Source organism: Mycolicibacterium stellerae (genome assembly GCF_003719305.1).
Lineage (GTDB): Bacteria > Actinomycetota > Actinomycetes > Mycobacteriales > Mycobacteriaceae > Mycobacterium > Mycobacterium stellerae.
In genome coordinates, this window is the sequence record NZ_RARC01000009.1 from 148,089 (window position 1) to 173,193 (window position 25,105).

At 66.5% G+C, this 25,105-nt stretch carries 23 protein-coding genes; 7 read left to right on the forward strand and 16 right to left on the reverse strand.

Going from position 1 to position 25,105, the window contains the following annotated elements; all coding sequences use genetic code 11:
• Together D6M19_RS14095 and D6M19_RS14100 are read right to left on the reverse strand one after the other, a co-directional pair.
• Window positions 1-525 (reverse strand): tripartite tricarboxylate transporter TctB family protein, encoded by a 525-nt coding sequence (locus tag D6M19_RS14095; RefSeq protein WP_123025836.1) that lies wholly within the window; start codon window positions 523-525, stop codon window positions 1-3.
• Window positions 522-1,502 (reverse strand): Bug family tripartite tricarboxylate transporter substrate binding protein, encoded by a 981-nt coding sequence (locus D6M19_RS14100; RefSeq protein ID WP_123025908.1) that lies wholly within the window; start codon window positions 1,500-1,502, stop codon window positions 522-524. Before D6M19_RS14100 ends, D6M19_RS14095 begins: the two co-directional genes overlap by 4 nt.
• A 106-nt stretch (window positions 1,503-1,608) precedes the next feature.
• Between D6M19_RS14100 and D6M19_RS14105 the strand changes: the two genes are divergently transcribed.
• Window positions 1,609-3,207, forward strand: coding sequence for a sensor histidine kinase (locus tag D6M19_RS14105; RefSeq protein ID WP_123025837.1), 1,599 nt, complete (start codon window positions 1,609-1,611; stop codon window positions 3,205-3,207).
• Complete coding sequence (locus D6M19_RS14110) at window positions 3,200-3,868, forward strand: response regulator (RefSeq protein WP_123025838.1); 669 nt, start codon at window positions 3,200-3,202, stop codon at window positions 3,866-3,868. Before D6M19_RS14105 ends, D6M19_RS14110 begins: the two co-directional genes overlap by 8 nt.
• 75 nt (window positions 3,869-3,943) lie before the next feature.
• Here D6M19_RS14110 and D6M19_RS14115 read toward each other — a convergent pair whose 3' ends face one another.
• The gene (locus tag D6M19_RS14115; protein WP_123025839.1) at window positions 3,944-7,258 is read right to left on the reverse strand and encodes a LuxR C-terminal-related transcriptional regulator; all 3,315 of its coding nucleotides are present in this window, start codon (window positions 7,256-7,258) and stop codon (window positions 3,944-3,946) included.
• An 87-nt stretch (window positions 7,259-7,345) separates the two neighbouring features.
• On the opposite strand from D6M19_RS14115, the gene D6M19_RS14120 reads away from it, so the two are divergent.
• Both D6M19_RS14120 and D6M19_RS14125 read left to right on the forward strand, forming a co-directional pair.
• Window positions 7,346-7,780, forward strand: coding sequence for a MarR family winged helix-turn-helix transcriptional regulator (locus D6M19_RS14120; RefSeq protein WP_123025840.1), 435 nt, complete (start codon window positions 7,346-7,348; stop codon window positions 7,778-7,780).
• Entirely contained in the window at window positions 7,777-9,027 is a 1,251-nt protein-coding gene (locus D6M19_RS14125; protein WP_123025841.1) for an MFS transporter, read from the forward strand. The genes D6M19_RS14120 and D6M19_RS14125 overlap by 4 nt, the downstream gene beginning before the upstream one ends.
• Here D6M19_RS14125 and D6M19_RS14130 read toward each other — a convergent pair.
• The gene (locus D6M19_RS14130; protein WP_123025842.1) at window positions 8,997-10,541 is read right to left on the reverse strand and encodes a phospholipase D family protein; all 1,545 of its coding nucleotides are present in this window, start codon (window positions 10,539-10,541) and stop codon (window positions 8,997-8,999) included. The genes D6M19_RS14125 and D6M19_RS14130 overlap by 31 nt on opposite strands.
• 59 nt (window positions 10,542-10,600) lie before the next feature.
• Here D6M19_RS14130 and D6M19_RS14135 point away from each other — a divergent pair, with 59 nt between their 5' ends.
• Window positions 10,601-11,833, forward strand: coding sequence for a serine hydrolase domain-containing protein (locus D6M19_RS14135; RefSeq protein WP_123025843.1), 1,233 nt, complete (start codon window positions 10,601-10,603; stop codon window positions 11,831-11,833).
• A 9-nt stretch (window positions 11,834-11,842) separates the two neighbouring features.
• Window positions 11,843-12,565, forward strand: a complete 723-nt coding sequence (locus tag D6M19_RS14140; protein WP_123025844.1) for a type 1 glutamine amidotransferase — start codon at window positions 11,843-11,845, stop codon at window positions 12,563-12,565.
• Here the strand turns inward: D6M19_RS14140 and D6M19_RS14145 are convergent.
• Window positions 12,547-13,899: a TIGR01777 family oxidoreductase gene (locus D6M19_RS14145; protein WP_123025845.1), complete on the reverse strand. Its 1,353-nt coding sequence runs from the start codon at window positions 13,897-13,899 to the stop codon at window positions 12,547-12,549. The genes D6M19_RS14140 and D6M19_RS14145 overlap by 19 nt on opposite strands.
• Window positions 13,900-14,033: 134 nt before the next feature.
• On the opposite strand from D6M19_RS14145, the gene D6M19_RS14150 reads away from it, so the two are divergent.
• Complete coding sequence (locus D6M19_RS14150; protein ID WP_123025846.1) at window positions 14,034-14,711, forward strand: phosphoribosyltransferase; 678 nt, start codon at window positions 14,034-14,036, stop codon at window positions 14,709-14,711.
• On the opposite strand, the gene D6M19_RS14155 is transcribed toward D6M19_RS14150, so the two are convergent.
• The 11 genes from D6M19_RS14155 to ftsW form a co-directional block, all read right to left on the reverse strand.
• On the reverse strand, window positions 14,708-15,022 hold the full coding sequence (locus D6M19_RS14155) for a DUF308 domain-containing protein (RefSeq protein WP_123025847.1): 315 nt from the start codon (window positions 15,020-15,022) through the stop codon (window positions 14,708-14,710). The two genes, D6M19_RS14150 and D6M19_RS14155, sit on opposite strands and share 4 nt — an antisense overlap.
• 31 nt (window positions 15,023-15,053) lie before the next feature.
• Window positions 15,054-15,866, reverse strand: coding sequence for a DivIVA-like cell division protein Wag31 (gene wag31, locus D6M19_RS14160; RefSeq protein WP_123025848.1), 813 nt, complete (start codon window positions 15,864-15,866; stop codon window positions 15,054-15,056).
• Between the two features lie 182 nt (window positions 15,867-16,048).
• A complete protein-coding gene (locus D6M19_RS14165; protein ID WP_123025849.1) occupies window positions 16,049-16,339 on the reverse strand; it encodes a YggT family protein in 291 nt (96 codons plus the stop codon).
• A gap of 140 nt (window positions 16,340-16,479) precedes the next feature.
• Entirely contained in the window at window positions 16,480-17,088 is a 609-nt protein-coding gene (locus tag D6M19_RS14170; protein ID WP_123025850.1) for a cell division protein SepF, read from the reverse strand.
• A 54-nt stretch (window positions 17,089-17,142) separates the two neighbouring features.
• Window positions 17,143-17,892 (reverse strand): YggS family pyridoxal phosphate-dependent enzyme, encoded by a 750-nt coding sequence (locus tag D6M19_RS14175; protein ID WP_123025851.1) that lies wholly within the window; start codon window positions 17,890-17,892, stop codon window positions 17,143-17,145.
• On the reverse strand, window positions 17,889-18,596 hold the full coding sequence (gene pgeF / locus D6M19_RS14180) for a peptidoglycan editing factor PgeF (RefSeq protein ID WP_123025852.1): 708 nt from the start codon (window positions 18,594-18,596) through the stop codon (window positions 17,889-17,891). Before pgeF ends, D6M19_RS14175 begins: the two co-directional genes overlap by 4 nt.
• Window positions 18,597-18,645: 49 nt before the next feature.
• On the reverse strand, window positions 18,646-19,779 hold the full coding sequence (gene ftsZ, locus D6M19_RS14185; RefSeq protein WP_123025909.1) for a cell division protein FtsZ: 1,134 nt from the start codon (window positions 19,777-19,779) through the stop codon (window positions 18,646-18,648).
• A 186-nt stretch (window positions 19,780-19,965) separates the two neighbouring features.
• Entirely contained in the window at window positions 19,966-20,907 is a 942-nt protein-coding gene (locus D6M19_RS14190; protein ID WP_123025853.1) for a cell division protein FtsQ/DivIB, read from the reverse strand.
• On the reverse strand, window positions 20,904-22,355 hold the full coding sequence (gene murC, locus D6M19_RS14195) for a UDP-N-acetylmuramate--L-alanine ligase (protein WP_234834854.1): 1,452 nt from the start codon (window positions 22,353-22,355) through the stop codon (window positions 20,904-20,906). Before murC ends, D6M19_RS14190 begins: the two co-directional genes overlap by 4 nt.
• Before the next feature lie 62 nt (window positions 22,356-22,417).
• The gene (gene murG, locus D6M19_RS14200) at window positions 22,418-23,560 is read right to left on the reverse strand and encodes an undecaprenyldiphospho-muramoylpentapeptide beta-N-acetylglucosaminyltransferase (RefSeq protein ID WP_123025855.1); all 1,143 of its coding nucleotides are present in this window, start codon (window positions 23,558-23,560) and stop codon (window positions 22,418-22,420) included.
• A complete protein-coding gene (gene ftsW, locus D6M19_RS14205) occupies window positions 23,536-25,104 on the reverse strand; it encodes a putative lipid II flippase FtsW (RefSeq protein ID WP_164478483.1) in 1,569 nt (522 codons plus the stop codon). Before ftsW ends, murG begins: the two co-directional genes overlap by 25 nt.
• Window position 25,105 lies beyond the last annotated feature (1 nt).

The following is a 25,105-nucleotide window of genomic DNA, read 5'->3' on the forward strand; positions in this document are numbered from 1 at the left end:
TCAGAGAATTCCGTCCAGAATGCCTGCGGGCAGCGGGATTCCGAGCCCGGAATAGAACGCATAGAAGCTGCCGACCGAGAGCACCGCACCTATGACGATGTTTCGGACGTAGTGCCGGCTTCCGAGGATCGTCGCCGCACCGGCGAACAGGAGCGCTCCGGTGATCGCCCAGCCGAGCGGGTTCACCAAGAGGATCGTTGCGACGAAGACACCGACGAGCATGCCAACGGTGCGCCAGTCGCTCGGCATGTTCGGGTCGACGTCCTCCCCCGCGTCGGCCTCACCGACCGAACCGCGCGGTATCGCAACCGCCAGCACGATGGCGAGCAAGATGAGGATGACACCGATTACGATCGGGAACAGTTTGGGGCCAACGGGATCGACCTTCGCGAAACCTGCTTCGAGCGTCACGGCGTCATAGATCAAGAAGGCGCCGACCACCACGAGAACGACGCACACCAAATACTGCGCCTTGTCGACGGTCTTCGCGACGGCGTGTTCCTGCGGCTCTTCGGTGGTCGTCATAGCAGCCCCAGTTCGGTCAGCGTCGACGAAACCCGCGCGTCCTGGTCCTTCAGGAACTGTTCGAACTCTGCACCGGTCACGAATGCATCGGTCCAGCCGTTCTTCACCAGCGCCTCCTTCCATTGCTGCGTGCCGTGCAACTCTTCGAGCACCTTCACCATCGCGTTTCTGGAATCGTCGGAAATCCCCGGCGGCGCAAGAACCCCACGCCAGTTGGCGAATGTCATGTTGATCCCGGCCTCTTTCAGCGTCGGGGCGTCGATGCCCTCAACCCGCTCGTCGCTGGACACCGCCAGCACCCGCAGTTGACCGCCCTCGACCTGGTCGATGAGCTCGCCCGGACTCGACGTGCCGACGGTGATCTTCTTGCCGAGCAGCGCGGTCAGCAGGTCACCGCCGCCGTCGTAGGTGACGAAGTTGACCTTCTTTGGGTCGACCCCGACGGCTTTGGCCAGTTCCATCGGAAAGAGGTGGTCCGGGCCGCCGGGCGACGAACCGCCGCCGATCGTCACCTTGGACGGGTCGGCCTTCCATGCGGCGACGAAGTCCTTCACCGTCTTGAACGGCGAGTCGGCGGGAACGAAGATGGCACCCGGGTCCTCGATCAGCTTGGCGATCGCCGTCGCGTCGGACGCCTTGATCTTGGATCCATTGGTGTAGGTGGCGCCGACGACGCCGAGCCCCATCGTCATCATCAGGTCGTCGTTGCCCTTTTCGTTCATCAAACGCGCCATCGCGACCGTGCCGCCTGCGCCGATGACGTTGAAGACCTCGATGCGCCCGGTGATGTCGTCCTCTTCCATGATCTTGACCGCGGTGCGCGCGGTCAGGTCATAGCCGCCGCCGGGGCTGTTCGGCACCATCATGCGCAACCGGTGGAATCCCTGCGCCTCCTCGCCACGCGTCACGCCGCAGCCGCTGAGCAGCAGCGCCGCGATCACGGCGATGATCAATATCGCCTTCTGTCGGGTTGCCAACACGTTCGTCCCCAATCACTTCAGTTGTGATGCTCAGCAATACTGGACCCTGACAGTGATTCAAGTCACTAATGAGAACGCAAAGGAAGTATTGGTCATTAAGTACATGGCCTGGTCACGGAGCCTGGGCGGGCAGTTCCTGGTCTTCCAGCTACTGGTGGTCGTCGTTGTGCTGTTCGCGGTCGCTGCGGTCTCGGTGACCCAGTCCACCAGCGAGTTCCGCGAGGTCCGGGGGCAGCGGATGATCGCGGTGGCCGAGAACATGGCCTCGACACCCGTCGTCCGGGATCGCTTCGCCGACCCGTTCGCCGCCAAGGTGCTCGCGCCGGAAGTGGATCGCGGTGTGGCGCTGTCGGGCGCTGACCTGGCCGAGATTCTCGATCCGAACGGCACGATCCGGGTCTCGTCGGATCCTTCGCGGGCCGGCTCGCGGATGGACTTGGGACCCAGCCGGGCCGACGAGGGCAGGGCCTGGTTCGGCGACGACGACGTCGACGGTGTGCACAGCCTTGTCGGCCAGGTGCCGATCCTCTCGATCGACGGCGATGTGTTGGCGGTCGCGTCGGTGAGCGAGGGTTATCCGTCGGTGTGGGAGCTACTGAGCGGCGCAGGTGAGCGGCTGTTGTTCTATCTCGGCCTGGGTGCGGCGCTCGGCCTGCTGGCGTCGTGGCTGCTGTCCCGGCGCATCAAACGGCACACCCGCGGATTGGAGGTCGCCGAGATCGCCGGCCTCGCCGATCACCGGGAAGCGTTGCTGCACAGTATTCGTGAGGGTGTGGTCGCGGTGAACAACGAGGGCGACGTCACGCTGCTGAACGACAGCGCACAGGAGCTACTCGGCGTCGGCGGTGACGCGGTCGGACGGCGCGTCGACAGCATCGGCCTGGACCCGGCCGTCGTCGAGTTCCTGCTCTCCGGGGACGACGGCCGTGACGTCGTGATCGCCACCCGCACCAAGGTATTGGCGTTGAACCGACGGTCGGCCACGAGCCAGGGCAAGGTGATCGGTACGGTGACGACGATGCGCGACAGCACCGAGCTCGCGGCGCTGCAGGGCCAACTGTCGTCGCACAAGAGCGTCACCGACACGTTGCGTGCGCAGACACACGAGTTCGCCAACCAGTTGCACACCATCTCGGGACTCGTGCAGCTCGGCGAGTACGACTCCGTCCGTGACCTCGTCGGGACGCTCACGCGGCGGCGTGCCGAGATCAATGACACCGTCACCAGTCGAATTTCGGATCCCGCGGTGGCGGCACTGCTGATCGCGAAGACCTCGCTGGCGGCGGAAAGCGGCGTGTCGCTGCAACTCGCACCGGAGTCACATCTGGCCGCGCTGACCCCCGCGGTGGCCACGGATGCGATCACATTGCTTGGCAACCTGATCGACAACGCGGTCGATGTGTCGGTGGGAGCGGAGCCAGCCCGGGTGACGGTGCATATCGACGACCGGGACGGTCTGACGATTTCGGTAGCCGACTCCGGACCCGGTGTGCCAGAACACCTTCGCGAAGAGATCTTCGCCAGGGGCGTGACGTCCAAGCCGGACGCGCCGGGCGGTCGTGGCATCGGGCTGGCATTGGTGCGGTTGGTCACCGCGCAACACGGTGGCGCCGTCGAGGTGAGCGATGCCGCGACGGGTGGCGCGCTGTTCGTGGTGAGGTTGCCGGAGACGGTGACGGCGAGGCAGGCCGCTCATGCGTGACGTGCTGGTCGTCGACGACGACTTCATGGTGGCCGAGATCCACCGTCGGTTCGTCGAGCAGGTCAACGGCTTCCGCGCGGTCGGTGTGGCCCGCACGGGGACGGAAGCGCTGACGGCGGCCCGCGAACTGCAACCACACCTGATCCTGCTCGACGTCTACCTACCGGATATGACCGGGCTCGAGGTGTTGCAACAGTTGCGATCTGGCGGCGACCGGGTGGGCGTCATCATGATCACCGCGGCCCGCGAGCTTGACACCGTGACCGGTGCACTCGACGGCGGCGCGGCCGACTACCTGATCAAGCCGTTCGAGTTCGATCAGTTGAAGGCCAAGCTGGAAGCATTCGCGGCGCGGGCCGATGCACTGGAATCCGCCGACGGCGTCGACCAATCGCTGATCGACTCGCTTTTCGGCGGTGCGGGAGCGCCGTCGCCGCAGGCGTTGCTGCCCAAGGGCCTCGGCGCGGAGACCGGACGCCTGGTGCTCGATGCCGTCAACCACGCTGGTGAGGTTTCCGCGGCGGAATGCGCAGAGCGCGTTGGCATCTCCCGGGTCAGCGCGCGCCGCTATCTCGAGCACTACCTCGGCACCGGCGCGTTGGAGATCCGGCTGCAGTACGGCGTCGGCCGCCCCGAGCGGCGCTACCGCGCGATGAAATGACCGAAAGGTCCGTTGAGACTGCGGCTACGCAGACAAAGTCCGAGAAGACGCCTGCGTAGTCGCAGTCTCGAACGATCAGCCGTTCCTGGCGGCCTCCTGGGCCAGCGCGACGCGCGACGTGATTCCGAGTTTGGAGTACACGTGGGTCAGGTGCGTCTGCACTGTGCGATGGGAGATGAAGAGGCGCGAAGCGATGTCCTTATTGCCGAGTCCGTCCGCGACCAATCGCACGACGTCGAGTTCGGTCGGCGTCAGCGACCCCCATCCGGTCGACGGCCGCTTTCGTTCGCCGCGACCGCGCTGAGCGTAGGCGATGGCCTGGTGGAGCGACAGTGCCTCGCCTTCCACCCAAGCCGCAGCGAAATCGTTCTCGCCCAGTGCATCTCGAACCTTCGCGACTGCCGCCTCGTGTGCAGGCTGATAAATCTTGTACCGGACGGTGCCGCCTTGCTGTCGCCTGATCGCCGACGCCGCGCCCACGAAGCGCGCCGCCTCCTGGTGATTATCTGCCGCGGCAGTCAGTTGCCCGATGACCTCGAGTGCGTCGGGAACGATCTGGAAGCACTCCAGCTCGCTGACCGTGTTGAGCGCCTGATGAAGATCGTGCTCGGCATGCTCAAGGTCACCTTGTCCTGCAAGTATGTGAGCCCGCGTCACCAGGGCTTTCGCCAGGAACCACCCGTGGGTGGCCGGGATGGATGCATCGACCCACTGCTTGGCCTCATCCAGATCACCGCGGGCAAATGCGAGTTCGGCCACCGGGGTGAGATCCGCGACGGCCAGCTCAGGCTGTTCGCCGAGCCGCTGCGACGCTGCCTGCGCTGCGTCGACCGCTGCCTGCACGTCACCCTCTGCCAACGCTGCCTGCGCCAACGGGGCGTATGCCCATGGCTCGAGGTAGGGACCAAGTCCTCTCGACATCTCGACCGCTTGCTCGGCAAGGCGTCGTGCCTCCGCGGTGTCTCCGAGCAACACGAGCGCATTCGCCATCGCGACCCGGGCAAGAAACACGTGATTCACATCGCCCGCGGCATCCGCCTCAGCGTCAATGGCGCGGTACATGGCGATGGCGCCCGACACGTCACCTCGTTGAAAAGCCGACGTAGCGAGACCCCAGTACCGACAAAAGCGGGACATGAACCGGTCGCCGACCTCGTCGGCGAGCGCCTGGCCCTCTTCGCCGACGGCTACCGCCGCCTTGGGATTACCGGCCAAAATCGCCGCGAGCGCCCCGAACCCGAGAACCTGGCTCAGCCTCCATTTTTCGCCCAGCCGCCGGGCCAGCTCCGTCGCCTCGGCGAGGTAGGGACGCGCGGCGTCCGCGTTGAAGGCAGCCGCAGCGACGCACGATGCCAGGGCGCGAACAACGAGTACCGGATCGTCCAGCTCACGTGCTATCACGAGCGCTTCCTCGGCCTGTTCCAGTCCGGAGGTAACGACTACTGCCCACGAATGCAGGACGGCTTGGTCTGCCACCGCCCTCACCCGGGTCGCCGGTGGGATCGTGTTGTCTGAGGCGATAGTGCCGTTGTGGACCAAGTTGAACCACGCAAGGCCTTCCTGGACGCGCCCGCGCGTGGTCCACAGTGGCTGAAGTGAGCATGCGAGCTCGAGGGCGCGCACCATCTCGTCGTGTTCATGACTCCATGCGAATGCCGCACGCATGTTGTCGATCTCGGTCTCGACCTGCTTCACGAGATACTCGAGACGCGGAGTCGGTGTATCGAGCTGCGCTGCCATCGACGTGTAATGGTCACGGTGCGCATCCCGGATATCGTCGGCTTCGCCCGACTCGCCGAGCTTTTCCATAGCGTATTGACGAACTGTTTCCAACAGCCGGTATCGCGTTCGCCCGCTTGTGCTTTCGGCCACTACCAGCGACTTGTCGACCAACAGCGTCAACTGGTCGAGAATCTGGTGTCGCGGTAACGAGCCGCCGCTACACACCTGCTGTGCAGCGTCGAGATCGAACCCGCCCATGAATGTGGAGAGCCGACGAAAGAGCGTGCGCTCGGGCTCGGTCAGCAGGGCATGCGACCAGTCCACAGACGCTTCGAGACTCTGCTGGCGGCGTACCGCGCGGCGCGAGCCGCCCGTCAGTAATCGGAAGCGGTCACGCAGGCTGTCGAGGATCTCGGTCAACGACAGTGCGCGCACCCGCGCGGCCGCCAACTCGATGGCAAGGGGCATACCATCCAGCCGCTCGCAGATCTCACCGAGCGTCTTGGCTTCGTCGTCGGTGACGGCGAAGTCGGCGCGCACCCGACGCGCGCGATCTAGGAACAACTCGACCGCCTCGTCGTCCACGGACAGCGACGGCACCCGCCAGGAAATCTCACCCGTCAACCCGATGGGCTCACGGCTCGTCGTCAACAGCGTCAGACCCGCACATGCTTCGAGCACCGCAAGGATGAGGTCCGCCGACGAGTCGAGCAGATGCTCGCAATTGTCGAGGACCATCAACAGCCGACGATCGCCGATGAACTTGACCACCGTGTCGATCGCCGACCGGCCCGGCTGGTCTGGCAGGCCGAGCGCGCGAGACACCGCGACGGGCACCAGGTCGTGGTCGGTGATCGGCGCCAGGTCGACGTACCGAACGTCGTCGCCGAATTCAGCTGCGACCTCGATTGCCATGCGTGTCTTGCCCGAGCCGCCTGCTCCTGTTAGCGTCACCAGACGGTTGGCGCCCAACAGCTTTCGCACCTCGTCGATCTGTCCGTCACGTCCGACGAAACTCGTCAGCTGCACCGGCAGACGCGCGACCGACTCGGTTTCCGACGCTCGCAGCGCAGGAAAATCATTTCGGATATCCGGGTGACACAGCTGCAGAACGCGTTCTGGCCGGGGTAGGTCGCGCAGCGGGTGCGCGCCGAGGTCATTCAGCCAGGCATCGTCGGGCAGGTGGTCGATCACCATCGACTCGGTCGCGCCCGACAACAACGTCTGTCCGCCGTGGCCGAGGTCGCGAAGCCTTGCGGTGCGGTTGATTGTCGGGCCGATGTAGTTGCCTTCGTCGCGTAACTGGATCTCGCCGGTGTTCACGCCGATCCGCAGCCGGATCGGCGCAAGGGGCGCGCGCTGCAGCGCCAACGCGCACGCGACCGCATCGCTGGCGCGGGCGAACGCGACGACGAAACTGTCGCCCTCACCCTGCTCAACAGGGCGGACGCCGCCATGGGCGGCCACCAGGTCCGTCAGCATCGCATCCAGCCGCGCGATCGCAGCCGTCATCTCCCCTGGCTGGGTGTCCCAGAGCCTCGTCGAACCTTCGACGTCGGCAAGCAGCAGCGTCACCGTTCCTGTCGGTAGCCCGCTCACGGCGGAGGCCATACTGCTCCTCACGTCCGCGGGTTCGCTCCACTCGAGTTGGCTCATGCTAGCCAGCATGCGGTCCTGACAAGGCGCAAAACATCAGCGTAAGCGCGTATATCTGGGCTGGCGCACCGAAAGTACGCTTGGCGTACTATCGGAATCGTGACCGTTCCGATGACCGAAGCACCACAGGTCGCCGCCTTTGGCCAGGCGGTGCACCGATTGTCGCGGCGACTGCGCAAGCGCGCGGACCTTCCGCTGACGGCGTCGCAGACCTCGGCGCTCACCACCGTGGAGCGGCACGGCGAACTGCGACTGGGCGATCTCGCCCGGCTGGAGCAGGTCAGCAAGTCGACGATGACGCGAGCGGTGAGCAAGCTCGAGGCCGTCGGCTACCTACGGCGCTCGGTCGACCCGAACGACGGGCGCGTTTTCCTGGTGAGGCTGACCGACCACGGCTTTGACGCCCTGCGGGATGCACGGTCCCGCCAGCACGCCTACCTAGTGAGGCAGTTCGAGGCACTCGACGCCGCCGACCAGAAGGCACTGCTGGCGTCGGTCACCGCACTCGAGCATCTGCTGGCGGTCAAGGCGTGAAGCGCTACCTGACCGCCACCTTCGCCTCGCTGCACACCCGCAACTACCGCCTGTACTTCATCGGCCAGTCGGTGTCGCTCGCCGGTACGTGGATGCAGAAGATGGCGCAAGCCTGGCTGGTCCTGGAACTGACGAACTCCGGTGCGTGGCTAGGCATCACGCTTGCCGCTCAGCAATTGCCGGTGCTCCTGCTCGCCCCGTGGGGTGGTCTGCTGGCCGACCGGATGAGCAAGCGCAACATACTGATCGTCACCGCAACGGCGGCGATGATCCCATCGCTCCTTCTTGGCGTCCTGACGCTCAGCCACCACATCAACGTCGCGTTGGTGCTGGGTCTGGCTCTCCTCGGAGGACTGATCGACGCGCTGGACAAGCCTGCGCGACAATCCTTCCCGAGCGAAATGGTGTCGGCCCCGCACCTGGCGAACGCGGTGATGCTCAACAACATCATCCAGGACACCGGGAAGGTGGTCGGCCCCGCCGTCGCCGGCATCCTGATCGCCGCAGTGGGACTCCCCTACACCTTCTTCTTGAACGCGCTGTCGTTTCTTGCGGTCGTCGCGGGCCTGCTCCTGATGCGCCCCGGCGAACTCGCGGTTCCAGATCCCGTCGCCAGGGGCGCCGGTCAGCTGCGTGCCGGTCTGGCCTACGTTCGTAATACACCCAAACTCTTTGTCCCCCTTGCTCTATTGGCGTCCGTTGGGCTGGTGGCCTACAACTTCCAACTCCTTCTCGCCCTGCTCGGGCGCGAGACGTTCCACGGGGACGCGCGCACCGTCGGCTATCTGCTCGGCGCCCTCGGCGCAGGGTCGGTGATCGGCGGTCTCGCGCTGGCAGGCCTGCTGCAGGCGACGATCGGGCGGATCGTCGGCGCGGCGCTGGTGCTGGCCGTTCTCTTGCTGGCCACCGGCCTCTCGCCCACCCTGGCGGTCGCGTTCGGCTTGGTGTTCACGCTGGGCGCGGGCAGCGTTCTGTTCAAGTCGCTCGCAAGTACGTGGTTGCAGTTGACGGCCGCCCCCGAGATGCGTGGCAGAGTCCTGGCGCTACTGGTCGTTGCCATCGGCGGCACCACACCGATCGGCGCGCCGATGATGGGCTGGGTCGCCGAGCAGGTCGGTACGCGCGCGACGTTCGTGCTGGCCGGTGTGCTCACCGCGATCGCGGGCGCAGTCGCCTATGTGTGCCTGCGGCGCACGGTGGCAGCATCCGACGATCTTCACCATTCGTCCCTGAGCCGAGCGCGGTAGGACCGACCATCGGGGTCATAGAACACCCGATACGCCGGAACGGCCCACGACCGGGTCAGCACGCCGAGCTTCTCCGGGCGGTGTGGGCGTAACCGGCCGGGTGGTCGAGGGCCTGTCTTGCCGCCTGTGTGCCAGTCCTCGAGCGCCTTTGCGGACGCCTCGATGACGTCGACGACGGTGTCGGGGTCGGCAAGCCCTTCGTCATCGATTCCATCGGCGCGCCGATCGAGATGCTCGCGCAGCAGCCGCAGCCGCAGGTCTCTGGCGAACTCTCCGGTGTCATCCAGTACCGCACAGGACAATTCGCTGTCGTGGGTCCACGACCTCCGATTGAGGTTGTCACTGCCGACCGTGGCCCAGATATCGTCGACAACGCACACCTTCGCGTGCACGTACACCGGCGTACCCTCGTGATTCTCCACATCGAAGATGTGCACCCGTTCCGGATCGGCGGCTCTGCACGCTTCGATGGCCTGCTGACGGCCGACTTGGTTGGGCGGCAACGACAACCGCCCGTCGACATCGGGATGTCGCGGCACGACGGCCACCAGATGCAGTTCGGGGTTGTCCGCCAGGGCGCGCGCGAATAATTTCGCAACGCGCTTCGACCACAGGTACTGGTCCTCCAGATAGATGAGTCGCCTGGCCTTCCGAACCGCCTTCGAATAGCCGCGGGCGATGCTGCGTTCACCATGCGGGGCGAAGTCGTATTCGAAATGCGCGTCGGGGTAGGTGCGCAGCACCTGGACGGTGTGCGGACCGCACGGCGGCGGATCGGCCGGCTGCTCGGGCAGCGCCCCCGGATCCAGATCGGCGCCGCGGAGCTTGTCGGTGAGCCACGCGATCGGTGAGAGCATGTCCAGCGGAGCGGGATCGTCCCATCGCTCACGGAACGAGGTGTCCAAAGCGCCGACGACCGGACCCTGCAGCCGAAGCTGGACGTCATGCCACGGCGGGTGCTCCCCGTACTGCTTGGCCATCTGCTGTGCTTGGCGGTCCCCCCGGTGGGTCTCGTCGTCGCGGCGGGAGTGGCACAGGTCGATGCCGCCGGCGAACGCGACATCGCGCTCGGGTTCGCCGGCGTGCCGGATCACCACCAGCTTCTGGTGGTGCGAGCCACCGAATCGGACGCGCTGGTCGAGCAGGACCTCACCGCCCGCCGCCTCGATCGCCTCGCCCAGGTGCTGATTCTCCTCCTCGCTGTAGGCGAACTTGTCCAGGTGCGAGCGCCAGACCAGTCCCTTGACGACGACACCGCGGTGCGCCGCCGAGCAGAACAACTCCCTGACGGTCGGGCCGTCGTCGCGCATCTTCTGGTCGGGGTCGCCACGCCAATCAGTGAAGAACAGGTAGTCACCCGCACCGAGCGCCTCGACCTCGGTCACCAGCCGGTCGAAATAGGTCGCACCGTGGATCAACGGCTCTACGCGACTACCCGCGCTCCAGGCCGGAATCTTGGTGGCCGGGTTGCCTCGCTCTGCGGCGCTGAGGAACCAGTCTGCGAGTTCCGCCACGCCACCCGGAATAGCCGAAGGCGACCGTGTCCAAACTCGCGGTCTGTCAAGATCGCCGCATGTCCCGGACCCGTCGCACCGTCGGCCTTGCCTGCGCGCTGTTGCTGCTTGCCGGTTGCGCTCCGGCGCCGCCCCGTCCGGCGGACTCCCCTGCTTCGACGAGCGATCCCGCCACGGCGGACGCGGTGATGGCGATAGTGCGCGACACAATGGCGCAAGCGCACCTGAAGGCGGTCATCGTCCGAGTCACCGTCGACGGCAAAGAGGTCGTCACGCGGGCCGCCGGCGACTCCATGACCAATGTTGCGGCGACGACGAACATGCATTTTCGCAACGGCGCCGTCGCGATCTCCTACGTTTCGACACTGCTGATGATCCTCGTCGACGAGAAGTTGGTCACCCTCGACGACAAGTTGTCGAAATGGCTACCGGACGTGCCCAACGCCGACCGTGTCACGCTCGGCCAGCTAGGCCAAATGACTTCCGGTTACGTCGATTACGTGATCGGCAACAAGGAGTTCGAGAAGGCGCTCTACCAGGACCCGTTCCGCCAGTGGGAGCCCGATCAGCTGCTCGGCTTCGCGACGTCGAGACCGCTTCTGTACGAGCCGGGCACGAACTGGAACTACGCGCACACCAACTACGTGCTTCTGGGCAAGGCGTTGGAGAAAGCCACCGGCGAGGACATGCCAAAGCTCTTGGACGACAAAGTGTTACGGCCACTCGGGTTGACCAACACCGCGAACTCGTTCACCCCGGAGATACCGGTCCCGGTTCTGCACGCGTTCAGCAGCGAACGGCGCGAGGCGCTCAACATACCCGGCGGCACACCGTTCTACGAGGAGTCCACCTATTGGAACCCGTCATGGACGATCACCCACGGCGCGATCCAGACGACGAACATCTACGACATGGAGGCCAGCGCGGCGGGGCTCGGCTCTGGCAAGTTGCTGTCGAAACAGTCCTACCAGAAGTTCGCGTCCACCGATCTGCGCGGCAAGACCCGCGCCATGCCCGACTGCACGACCTGCATGGAGATGAACGACGGCTACACCTACGGGATGGGCGTCGTGATCTCCGGCGACTGGCTGCTGCAGAACCCCCTATTTGCCGGTGAGGCCGGTGTGATGGCCTACCTTCCCGCCAAGAAGATCGGGATTGCTGTCGTCGTCACCTATCAACCCGAAGCATTCGATGACCAGGGCAATTACCGAAACGAGGCCGACACGCTGTTCCGGCGCATCGCCAAGGAACTCGCCCCAGACGACGCGCCGCCGGTGCCTCCGAAATAATCTTTGACCATGGCGCCCCAAGTACTGTTCATCCACAACGAGCACCTGGCGACCGAGGGCTTGCTCGGCGAGGCGTTCACCGAATGCGGCTATGACGTCTCCACATTCAGCGTGGTGCCCGCCGACCGGGTCAACGACCCCGTCGGCGATGTGGCGTTCCCCGATCCGACGGCCTACGACGTGATCGTGCCGCTGGGCGCGCGGTGGGCGGTGTACGACGAAGCGCTGCGCCAGACCTGGGTCGGCACCGAAATGCAGATGCTGCGCGATGCCGCGGACGCGGGTGTGCCGACACTCGGCGTCTGCTTCGGCGGCCAGTTGCTCGCCCAGGCTTTCGGCGGGTCGGTGGCCCGGTCCACCCGACCGGAGATCGGCTGGTACGACGTGACGAGCGACGACGAGGGTCTGATACCCGGCGGCCCGTGGTTCGAATGGCATTCCGACACATGGAAACTGCCGCGAGGCGCCACCGAAATCGCGAGAACCGCCAATGCGTCACAAGCGTTCGTGCTCGGTCGGGCGCTCGGGCTTCAGTTCCATCCCGAAGTGGATCACGACCTGCTCGACACCTGGCTGGCCGATGATCCCAACGGTGAGGTAGCCAGCTTCGGCCTCACCAATGACGAATTGCTTTCGGCTACAAAGGAACTCGAGAGCGACGCGGCCCGCCGCATTCGCGGTCTGGTGCGCGGATTTCTATCTCAGGTCGCTCATCAGCCGTGCCCGAGCTGATGGGCTAAGGCGTCGGAGACGGTTTCGTGCCGGAACCGGTGCCCCAGCTCGGCCAGCTTGGTCGGCACCACCCGCTGATCGGCCTCGGCGAGTTCGCGGGCACCCTGAGCGCCAAGCAGCAGGCGCGGCCCGAATGACGGCACGGGCACCAGCGCAGGCCGGTGCAGTACGTCGGCCAGTGCTTTCGTGTAGTCGACGTTGCGAACCGGCGCAGGCCCGACCGCGTTGACCGGACCGGTCAGTCTGTTGTCGTACAGGGCGCGGTAGTAGACGTCGAGCAGGTCGTCGAGGCCGATCCAGGACAGCCACTGTCTGCCGCTACCCATCCTGCCGCCAAGCCCGGCCAAGAAAAGCGGCCGCAGCAGTCTCAGCGTGCCGCCCGCCGCGGCCTGCACGATTCCGGTGCGAACAGCGACCACCCGCAACCCCGCGTCGGCGGCCGGGCCGGTGGCGGCCTCCCAGTCGGCCACAAGGTCAGCCAGGAATCCGTCACCGCGCATGCTGTCCTCACACAACAGCGCGTCGCCCCTGTCGTACCCGTAGATCCCGATCGCCGAGGCGCTGACGAACACCTTCGGGCCGTCGTCGCTGTCGGCCGCCGCGCGCGCGAGCATGCGCGTCGGTTCGATGCGGCTGTCGCGGATGGCGGCCTTGTGCGCCTTTGTGAACCGACCCGCGATCGAGGCACCGGCCAGGTGCACCACGGCATCGACCCCCGACAGCAGGTCGGACGCGGGAGCATCGGGCCGCCAATGCCGTTCGTCCTTGGTGCATGCCGGCCGTCGGACCAACCGAATCACCCGGTGACCGCCGGTCGTCAACAGGGCGGTGAACGCCGACCCGACCAGGCCTGCCGCGCCGGTGACCGCGACGACCATGGGCCGGGCACCCGCCGAGGCGGCATCGCGATGTGCGGCCAGGTCGTCGGCCAGCTGACGGTGTCGATAGACGAAGGTCGGCCGCAGTGCCGCACCGGGAACCGTGGTGTCGACCTCATCGCGCACCGTTGTTCGGCCGCCGGGCGCTTCGGAGAACTTGTGGGTGTGTCGCCACCAGCCGATGACGCGCGGTGGCAGCGAGCGCGGGCCCGCCGATGACAGCACGTCGGCAAAGCGGTGCGGCGGGTCGAAGCTGTCCCGGTCATGCTTGGCGATCCAGCGCAGCCCACCCGGCAGCCCCAGCACCGCCTGACCGTCGGCCAGCGAGTCGGTTTCCGACACCACCGTCATCGGCTGCCATGGCGGAACGAGGCGGGCCATGGCGCCAGGCCTGGTGTGCCATGCGAATACCTCATCCAGCGGATGATCGACGACGCTTTCGTACTCGATGCCCATGGTCCCTTTCGGCCGCGCTCATGCTCGGCCCAACTTGTCTCAGTAATTCGGAGTCGAGGCGCAGTTGGATTGCCCGTCGTAGGCTAAATCAGTCCCCAATTGGGAATCCGCCCCTGAAATGGGAACACATAGTCATGGCCGGTTGGAGTGGACTCGCGCGACGAAGCGCAAAACGTACCTTCCGGGACCGCCGCGAAGCCGGCCAGGTCCTGGCTCAGGCGTTGACGGCCTATCACGGCAGAGACGACATTCTGGTTCTCGGGTTGGCGCGCGGCGGCGTTCCGGTCGGCTGGGAGGTTGCCGCCGCCCTGCGGGCGCCGCTCGATGTCTTCCTGGTCCGCAAGCTCGGCGTGCCGCAGTGGGAAGAGCTCGCGATGGGTGCCCTCGCCAGCGGCGGCGGCCTTGTGGTCAATGACAACCTGATGAAAAGCCTGAATATCAGCGACGAAGCGCTGCGCACCGCGATCGAACGCGAGACCTGCGAGCTCAACCGACGCGAGCAGGCCTACCGCTGCGGTCGGGAGGCTGCCGACGCCAAGGATCTGGTCGCGATCATCGTCGACGACGGGATCGCCACCGGCGCGAGCATGCTCGCCGCCGTACGCGCGGTGCGTGCCGCACAGCCGGCACGCGTTGTGGTCGCGGTTCCGGTCGGCCCGCCGTCGGCCTGCCGTGAACTCGGCCGCGAGGCCGACGACGTGGTGTGCGCGACGATGCCGACCTCGTTCGAAGCGGTCGGGCAGGTGTACGTGGACTTCCACCAGGTCTCCGACAGCGAGGTCCGCGAGCTGCTGGCCACGCCGACGCGCTAGCGCGGGTTGCTGTCTTCCTCGGCGACCTCAGCAGCGTCGCTGTCGACGGTTTCGGTTGGGGCCGCAGTGGTTTCGGCGTCCACCTCGTCCTCCGGCTCTTCCGGATAGTCCTCGACGATCTCCTCGTCGGCCTCCTGCGACGGCGCGGTATCGGCGCGGGAACGCTCCCGCAGCGCGTCGACGATCAGCAGTACGACGCCGATCACGCTCGCGGCGATGCAGACCCAGGCGATCAGCTCATTGCTCGTGACGACCGCGGTCACCAAGGCCGCAAGGCCGATTACGGCGAGCACAAGAGCAACGATCAGCATTGGTCAATCCCTTCGCCGAGGGGCGCGGGGCTCAGTTGTTGCCGCGGTTGAATTGGTTGAATCCGGCGCCGCTGTCGTTGTTGGCGCTCGAATCCACCGGAGCAGCGGAGCCGCGCTGGCCGAGTTCCTCGAGCTGGGACTCCAGGTAGGTCTTGAGCCTGGTGCGGTACTCGCGTTCGAACGTCCGAAGCTGCTCCAACCGGCCTTCGAGCACGGTGCGCTGCTGGTTGATCGTGCCCATGATTTCGGAGTGCTTACGCTCGGCGTCGGCCTGCAGCGCGTCGGCCTTCTCCTGGGCCTGACGCAGCTGGGTCTCCGACCGGGCCTGGGCATCGGCGAGCATCGTGTCAGCACGCTGACGGGCCTCGGCCACCGTCGATTCCGCGGTCAGCCGCGCCTCGTTGACCATCTGGTCGGCCTGGGCGCGCGCGTCGGACAGCAGCTTCTCCGACTCGGTCTTGGCGGTCGACGTCAGCCGGTCGGCGGTGTCTTGGGCCAGGCCAAGTACGCGGGCCGCCTTGAGGTGCTGATCCTCGGTCATCGGGGCGGGAGCAGGCGGCGGCGCCTCGTAGACGGGCTGCGGAGCCGGCTCCGGTTCGGGCTCGGGCTGATACAGCGGAATGGCCTGGGTTGGCTGCGCTCCGCCACCGGCCCGCGCGGTCGCCAGCTCCTGGTCGAGCTCGCTCACCCGCTGACGAAGGTCGGCGTTCTCCTCGACGAGGCGAGTCAGTTCGTTCTCAACCAGATCGAGGAAGGCGTCGACCTCATCCTCGTTGTAGCCACGCTTGCCAATGGGCGGCTTGCTGAAGGCGACGTTATGAACGTCGGCTGGAGTGAGCGGCATTGTCTGCCCCCTAGATGGTCCGGACCGTCAATCGATCTCAAAGTGTAGAACGTCAGTGAAGTAACTGGCGCCCATCCTGTCACACCAGACTCGCCGGTTGCACCCGAGGCCAAAATTTAAGAGCGAAATTCAATCTTCTTAAAGCCAATTGCGGCGCTCGGCAAACGGCGATTCACGGCCTCTCAGGCCGCGGCGCTGAACGCGAGCTGCATGCCGATGAACGCGACGAGCAGCAGCACCATGATCGACAGATCGAAGCGGATCGCCCCTATCGTGAGCTGCGGAATGATGCGCCGCAACAGCTTCACCGGCGGATCGGTAAGCGTCATGATCATCTCGAGGATCACCACGGTGACGCCCCTTGGGTGCCAGTCGCGGCTGAACGAGCGGATGAACTCGACCACCACGCGGGCGATGAGCAGCAGCCAGAAGACGAACAGCGCGAAACCCAGAATCTCAAAGAACAGGGCCAACTAAGCCGACCTCACTACTGCGATGTGTGACGTTGAATACTGCGGCGCTGGGCCGCTGCCGGCCGTCGCGATGCCGTCAGCCTACCCGGCCCATGCGCGCACGCGGGGAGCACAGAGCTGCCCGCGGCACGGCGGCCGACCTACTGATAGGCGTAGAAGCCGGTCTCGGCGATGCGCCTGCGATCGTCGGGCGTGACGTCGACGTCGGCTGGCGACAGCAGGAACACCTTCGTGGCGACCTTGTCGAAGGATCCGCGCAGCGCGAACGCCAGGCCGGCGGCGAAATCGACGAGTCGCTTGGCGTCCGCGTTGTCCATGGTCACCAGGTCCATGATCACCGGGGTGCCATCGCGGAAACGCTCACCGATGGTGCGGGCCTCGCTGTAGTCCTTGGGCCGCAGCGTCGTGATCTTCGAAAGCGGGCTGCTCTCGTCGAACAGCATCGCCATCCGACGGGGATCCATCGCCAGCGCGCCCCGTGTCGAGCCACGCAGAGGGGCGTACCTCGGTGCGGCGCGATCGAATTCACGCGGGTGGAAGCGGCCCTCGTCGGCGTAGCCGCCCCGGTAGGCGCCTGCCATCTCCTCTTCGCCGTAACGGTCGTCGAAGCGGCCGTAGCCTTCTTCGCCGAACCGCTCACGGCGCGGATATCCGCGCGACGGACGGTCCTCGTCGTCGTAGTACTCGTCGTCGTAGTCGTCCATAGGCGCCATCCCGAAGTACGCCTTGACCTTGTGCAGTGTGCTCATCGCTGGACCCTTCTTGCGTGATGCCTGTGATGAAGATGTGACTGGAGTGACTACTCAGGGTGACGTTAGAGGACGTTGCCCCAGAACCGCGGTACCGACACGCACACACGTCGAACCATGTTTGACCGCCGCCTCGAGGTCGCTGGACATCCCCGCCGACAGTCCGAGACGCTGCTGGTAGGCCTGCTGTACCCGCTGATGTTCGGCCTGCAAACGCGCGAATGCGTTGTCGGGGTCGGCGCCAAGCGGCGGGATGCCCATCAGGCCGACGAACTGCAGGCCCTGCGCGCACTGCACCTGCGCGCACAGTTCGTCGACCAGGTCGGGCCGCCCGATGTCGATTCCCCCCCGTTCGACGTCGCCGTCGAGGCTGATCTGTAGGTAGACCCGCAGCGGCTCCGACCGGCCGCCATCGGCGAGCGCGTCCACCGACGCCCGGCTCAGCGCGGTGATCAGCTTGGCGCTGTCGACCGAGTGCGCGGCGTACGCCCAGTTGGCGATCGAGCGCGCCTTGTTGCGTTGAATCCGACCGACCATGTGCCAGCGAATCGGTGAAAGGGGCTCGACGGAATTACATTCGGCGAATTTCGCGGCTGCTTCTTGTTCGCGCGATTCACCAAATGCATGACAACCCAAATGCGACAGAATAAGGACATCGGTTGCTGGAAAAAATTTGGTAATCGGCAGCAATTCAATTTCAGCAATGTGACGTCCCGCCGCCTCCGCCGCGCGCGCCAGCCGTTCGCGCACGAGGGTCAACGCGCCCTCCAGTTCAGCTTCCCGCGTCGTTGCCACGGCGGTCATTCCATCCACACGACGGACGCAAGGCGCCCGGTCGGGGCATCGCGGCGGTGGCTGAACAAGTTGGCGTCGTCCACCGTGCAGCGCGGATCGGCATCGATGGCGGTGATGCCCAAACCCTTTAATTGCCTAGCGATTCCGGCCCGCAGGTCCAGTCCGGGGGTCCCTCGCGACGTCCTGGTCCTGCTGCCGGGCAGGGCGGCCTCCACCTCAGCTGCCATTGCCGCGGGCACCTCGTAGTTGCGGCCGCTGACCGAAGGGCCGAGCAGCACCGAGATGTCCTCGGCGTGCGCCCCGGCGTCATACATCGCCTCGACCGCACGCACGACGACGCCCTTCTGTGCACCGACTCGGCCTGCATGCACCGCAGCCACCACACCGGCGCGGGCATCGGCCAATAAAACGGGAACGCAATCCGCCGTTACGACGGCCAATGCCAATCGCGGTGTGGTGGTAACCAATCCATCGGTTTCCTCGACCGCGGAGCCGCCAGGTTCGTCGACGCGGACCACGCGATCGCCGTGCACCTGGTTCATCCAGACGACCGAGTCGGCGCCCAACCCGATCGCCTTCCCAAGCCGCTCCCGGTTGGCTGCGACGGCGGCCGGATCATCGCCGACGTGGTCGCCCAGATTGAAGGTGTCAAACGGCGGCTTCGAAACGCCGCCGGCACGAGTGGTGGTCACACGCCGAACCCGAACAGTCACGACCTCAGTATCCGGTGCTGCGCGGACGGGAGGCACCGTCGGCGTCGAGCTAGTGCCGCATGAACGGCGGAACGTCGACGTCGTCGTCGTCGTCCCCACCGATACTGACCGTCGCGCCGTTGGTGTGCACCGGCACGCTGACCGCTTCGACCGGCTCGAACAGCGGCGAGGTGACCTTGCCTGCCTTGCCGGGGGCGATCGCCTGGCCCGCACCGACCACAGGTTTTCGGCTTGGACCCGAGGCGTCGAAGCCCGCGGCGATCACCGTCACCCGTACCTCGTCACCGAGGGAGTCGTCGATCACGGTGCCGAAGATGATGTTGGCGTCGGGGTGCGCGGCGTCCTGCACAAGGGAGGCAGCCTCGTTGATCTCGAACAGACCGAGGTCGCTGCCGCCTGCGATGGACATCAACACGCCCTGCGCGCCCTCCATGGATGCCTCGAGCAGCGGCGAGTTGATGGCGATCTCGGCGGCCTTCAGCGAGCGTCCGTCTCCGCGCGCCGAGCCGATGCCCATCAGTGCGGTCCCCGCGCCGGACATGATGCCCTTGACGTCGGCGAAGTCGACGTTGATCAGGCCGGGGGTGGTGATCAAGTCGGTGATGCCCTGCACGCCGTTGAGCAGTACCTCATCGGCGCTGCGGAACGCGTCCATCAGAGATACAGCGGCGTCACCCATCTGCAGCAGCCGATCGTTGGGGATGACGATCAAGGTGTCGCAGCTCTCCCGCAGCGCGGCGATTCCCGCCTCGGCCTGGTTACTGCGACGCTTGCCCTCGAACGAGAACGGCCGTGTCACCACGCCGACCGTTAATGCGCCGAGCTTGCGTGCGATGGTGGCGACGACGGGCGCGCCGCCCGTACCGGTGCCACCGCCCTCGCCCGCGGTCACGAACACCATGTCGGCGCCGCGCAGCAGCTCCTCGATGTCATCCTTGGCGTCATCGGCGGCCTTGCGTCCGACCTCGGGGTCTGCACCTGCGCCGAGGCCGCGGGTGGAGTCACGTCCGACGTCGAGTTTGACGTCGGCATCGCTCATCAACAACGCCTGCGCGTCGGTGTTGATCGCGATGAACTCCACGCCCTTGAGACCTTGCTCGATCATCCGGTTGACGGCGTTGACGCCGCCGCCGCCGATGCCGACCACTTTGATGACGGCGAGGTAGTTGTGCGGGGGGGTCATCATCGCCTTCCTCCCTGGTTGCCTGACGGAGCAGAATCTCGAGCAAACTCTCAACCTCAACTAAAGGCTTACAGTTATGTCAAGTTGTATCTGCGCAAACAGAACGGTAGGTCGAGGTCAAGCACTATCCATGCAGGCGCGCCGACGGAAACGTCAAGAATTTCGGGTGATTTCGCAGACGCCGGATTACTTGACCGTCGGCAAATCAGGACTGGAGACGTCGTAGGTGTGGCCGGGCTGGGTCAGCAGCGCCGCGAGCTTCTGCGCCTTCTCCTCTGTGCGCTCATTGGTGCCCCACACCACCTCCCTGCCGTCGACCAACGTCAGGGTGACCGCAGCGACCGACGGCGCCGACACCCTGGCGACCTGTCCGGCCACCTCCGGCCGCAGCGCCGTCATCACTTCAAGCGCCGCCTTGGTCGACGGATCGCTCGGCCCGGGGTTGTCGGCCTCCAGGTACGGAAGGTTGGGCGGCGGAGGCGCGGTCGCGAAATCCACTCCGTCGCGGTCGAACAGATGTGGCCCGTCGGGGTAATCCTTGACGACGATGGGGACCCGTTCGACGACCGTGATCCGAAGCGTCGACGGATATTCGCGCTGCACGCGCGCGGTCGCGACGCGGCGAATCGTGGCCACGCGCTCGGCGACGTCGTCCGTATTCACCTGCAGCAGCGGCGTGCCCTCCTTGACGGCTGCGGCGGCGACGACTTCCTCCTGCGTGACCGCACCCAGGCCGGTGATGACGACATCTCGCGCCGCCATGATCGGGGTGAAGTACAGCAGCAGTCCGAGGCCCACGAACAGCGCGACCAGCAAGACCGTCCACACCACCAGCTTCAGACCCCGAACCGACCCCCGCGCAACATGTTTGGAATCATCGCTCGATTTGCCCTGCGCGCGTCGCTTGGCTTCCCTTCTGGCCTGCTCGATCGCGACGGCGCGGGCCTGGGCCTCGCGGCGCGCTTCGCGTTCCCGCCGTGCTCGCCGCCGCGGGCCCTCGAACTCCTCTTCTGATGGCTCCTCGGGCTCGGCGGTCGCCTCGCTGCCGTCGTCGTCGGGTTCAGCCGCCGCTTCACTGCCGTTCTCGGGTTCGGCGGTCGCCTCGCCGCCGTTCTCGGGTTCGGTCATTGTGCGCCCGTCTCGGGTCCGCGTTGCGGCATCGAGCGGTTGGCTCGTGCGGCGAGCGCCTCGACGATCTCGGGAGCCAGCATCGTGACATCGCCTGCGCCCATGGTGATCACCACGTCTCCCGTGCGAGCGGCGTTGGCCACCTGCTCGGCAACGGCGGAGAAGTCCGGCACGTAATGCACCGGCTTGGTGACGTGTTCGGCCACCGACGCTCCGCTCACGCCCGCGATCGGTTGTTCACGCGCGCCGTAGACGTCGAGCACGAAGACCTGGTCGGCATCGCTGAGGGCTTCACCAAATTCCCGTGCGAAAGTCTGTGTGCGCGAATACAAGTGAGGTTGAAAGACGACGATGGCGCGACCAACTCCCGCGTGCGTCGTCTCACCCTGGCGGACCAGCGTGCGCAACGCCGACAGGGCGGCGCGGACCTTCGTCGGATGGTGGGCGTAGTCGTCGAACACCCGCACACCGTTGGCCGTGCCGACGAACTCGAAGCGCCTGCGCACACCCTCGAAACCTGCTAGGCCGTCGAGGATTCCGTCAACGGGCGCGCCCGCCTCGATCGCCGCCAACAGCGCCGCTAAGGCGTTCAGTGCCATATGCCTACCGGGCACCGCGAGGCGCATCACCCGCGGATGCGGCTCGCCTGACAGCGCGATATGCGCCACCGCGCTGGTGCCGTGCTGCTCCCAGCCGAGCAGCGTGCCAGCCAGGCCGGGTGCAGGCTTGCCGTCATGCGCGCTGCCGTAGCGCAGCACCCTGATGCCCTGCTCCGCCGAGCGATCGGCGAGCGCGGCGGCGCCCTCATCGTCGGCGCACGCGATCAGCGCGCCTCCAGGCGCCAGCCGTTCGACGAACTTGTCGAACACCGCGCTGTAGGCCTCGGCAGTACCGAAGAAATCCAGATGATCGGCCTCGATGTTGGTCACCACCGCCACGTCGGGTGTGTACTCCAACAACGAGCCGTCGCTCTCGTCGGCCTCGGCGACGAAGCACGTGCCGCTGCCGTGATGGGCGTTGGTGCCTGCCTCGCCGAGGTCGCCGCCGACCGCGAACGACGGGTCGAAACCGGTGTGCTGCAACGCCACGATGAGCATCGAGGTCGTTGTGGTCTTGCCCGCCGTGCCCGTCACCATCAACGTGGTGTAGCCGTCCATCAGCCTGGCCAGCACCACCGGCCGCAGGATCACCGGGATACCGCGGCGCCTGGCCTCGACCAGCTCGGGGTTGGTCTTCGGTATCGCGGCGTAGGTGGTGACCACCGCGGTCGGTCCGCCGGGCAGCAGGTCCAGCGAGGACTCGTCGTGGCCGATGCGGATCACCGCGCCGCGTGCGCGCAGCGCCGCAACGCCACGTGATTCCTTGGCGTCGGAGCCCGATACCAGCCCGCCCCGGTCAAGCAGGATGCGTGCGATGCCTGACATGCCCGCACCGCCGATGCCGACCATGTGAACCCGCTGCAACTCGTCGGGCAAGTCCCTGGGTCGCCGGCCTCCCGGCTCCGGTGCGTTCACCGGTGAGCCTTGCGACTGTCGCGCCCGCTGCGCGCCACCTCGAGGGCGATCTCGGCAACCTTCTGGGCGGCGTCGCGGTGGCCTGCCATCGCCGCGGCGGCCGTCATCGCCGTGAGCCGGGGAGCATCGCCGAGCAGCCCGGCGACGGTATCGCCGACGAACTCGGGCGTGAGGTCGGCATCGTCGACGAGAAGCCCTCCGCCCGCATCGACGACGGGCAGCGCGTTGAGTCGCTGCTCACCGTTGCCGATGGGCAGCGGGACGTACACCGCGGGCAGTCCGACGGCGGAGACCTCGGCGACCGTCATCGCACCGGACCGGCAGATCGCCAGATCGGCTGCGGCGTAAGCCAAGTCCATCCGGTCGAGGTACGGCACGGCCACGTAAGGCGGGTCGCCGTCGCCGGGTGCGCGCAGATCGAGGGTGTTCTTCGGGCCGTGCGCGTGCAGCACCGAGATACCCGCGGCGGCGAGAGCGCCTGCCGCAGGTGCCACGGCACGGTTGATCGACTGCGCACCCTGGGAACCGCCGAACACCAGAAGCACCCGCGCGTCGTCGGCGAAGCCGAAATGCGCGCGGGCTTTCGCCCGTTCGGCCATCCGATCCAGCGATGTGATCGCCGCGCGCACCGGCACACCGACGACCTCGGCGCGCGGCAGGCCGGGTTCGGCAACCGCGGAGAGCACGCGGCGCGCCGACCGGGCGCCGAGCTTGTTGGCCCAGCCCGCGCTGGCGTTGGCTTCGTGGACGACCACCGGCACCCGGCGTCGGCGCGCCGCCAGGTAGGCGGGTACCGCGACGTAGCCGCCGAAGCCGATGACGACGTCGGCCTCGACGTCGTCGAGCACTCGGCGGGTCTCGCTGACCGCACGGCGCACCCGCAGCGGCAGGCGCAGCAGGTCGGCGGAGGGCTTACGTGGCAGCGGTACCGGCGTGATGAGCTCGAGGTCATAGCCGCGCTCAGGAACCAACCGGGTCTCGAGGCCGCGATGGGTACCCAGAGCGGTGATCCGCACGTCGCGTTCGAGCGCGCTGAGCGCATCGGCGACGGCCATGGCGGGTTCGATGTGGCCTGCCGTCCCGCCGCCGGCGATAACTACCGAGATCGGCCCATTCACCCGTGACGTTGACCTTCCAATGTGCGAGCCCGTCGGCCCTGGTGGCGCTGTTGTCCAGCCGCACTGGAGCTGATTTGCTCCTCGCGTGCGCGATGAGCGCGCTGGTCGCCTCCATGATGCCCTGAGCGTCGCACCGGCCGGTCGGCCGTATGGGGTTTGCGTCGGTTGCCGCTTGCCGGCTTGCGTTGCGGCTTGGCCGCCTGCTTGCGGTGGGGCTTGGCCGCCGGCTTGCGTTGCGGCTTGGCCGCCTGCTTGCTGTCACGGGACCGCAGCCGGTCGCGAAGCGCCTCGGTGCGGGTCGGCGAGTAGGGCTCGGGTGGCGGCAGCCGCAGCAGTCGATTGACCCGGTCGTCACGGCCCGCGCGCAGCGCGGCCACCGCCTCGGGCTCGTGTCGCGCGGCGTTTGCGATCACGCCGATGATCAGAAGCGTTGTCGCCGTTGATGTTCCACCAGCAGAGATGAGTGGTAGCTGCAGCCCGGTGACCGGCAGTAGGCCGATGACGTAGCCGACGTTGATGAACACCTGACCGAGCACCCACATGGTGGCGGTCGCGGTGAGCAACCGCAGGAACGGATCGGCAGACCGGCGCGCGATCCGCATCCCGGTGTATGCGAACAGCCCGAAAAGGCACAGCAGCCCCGCGGCGCCGATGAACCCGAGTTCCTCGCCGATGATCGCGAAAATGAAGTCGTTGTGCGCGTTGGGCAGGTAGTTCCATTTCGCGGTGCCCTGCCCGAGCCCGTCGCCGAAGACACCGCCGTTGGCCAGCGCGAATCTAGCCTGCTTGGCCTGATAGCCGGAGCCCTGGGAGTCGGCGCCAGGGTTCAGCCAGGACATCACCCGGTCGGACCGGTAACCCTCCGACACGGCGAGGATGGCCGCCGACACCACGACGGCGAACATCGAGGACAAGAACACCCGCAGCGGAAGGCCGGCGTACCACAGCAATGCCAGTAGGATGATGCCGAGCGACACCGTCTGGCCGAGGTCGGGCTGGGCGACGATCAGCGCCAGTGCGATCACCGCCGCCGGCACCAGCGGGATGAGCATCTCGCGCAGCGATGCCCGCTCCATCCGGCGGGCAGCCAACAGGTGGGCACCCCAGATCGCGAACGCGATCTTTGCCAGCTCCGACGGCTGCATGGACAAGCCGGCGACGACGAACCAGCCGCGGGAGCCGTTGGCCTCCTTGCCGATTCCCGGGATGAGCACCAGCACGAGCAGCACGATGGTGATCGCGAAGCCGGTGAACGCGAGGCTGCGCATGGTTTGGACGCGCATCCGCATGGCCGCATAGAACGCGAACAGGCCGACGAGCGTCCAGATCAGCTGCTTGCCGAAGATCACCCACGGCGAGCCGTCCTCGTCGTAGGAGTGCACGCCGGATGCCGAGAGCACCATGATCAGCCCGAGCGAGGTGAGCAGCGCGGCGACGGCGATGATGAGGTGAAACGAGGTCATCGGCCTGTTGAGCCATGCGCCGAAGCGGGTGCGCGGAACGGCCGCATCGGCAGTCGTGGTGCCGGTCCGGCTGAGCCGCAGCCGGGTCAACAGGGTGCTCACG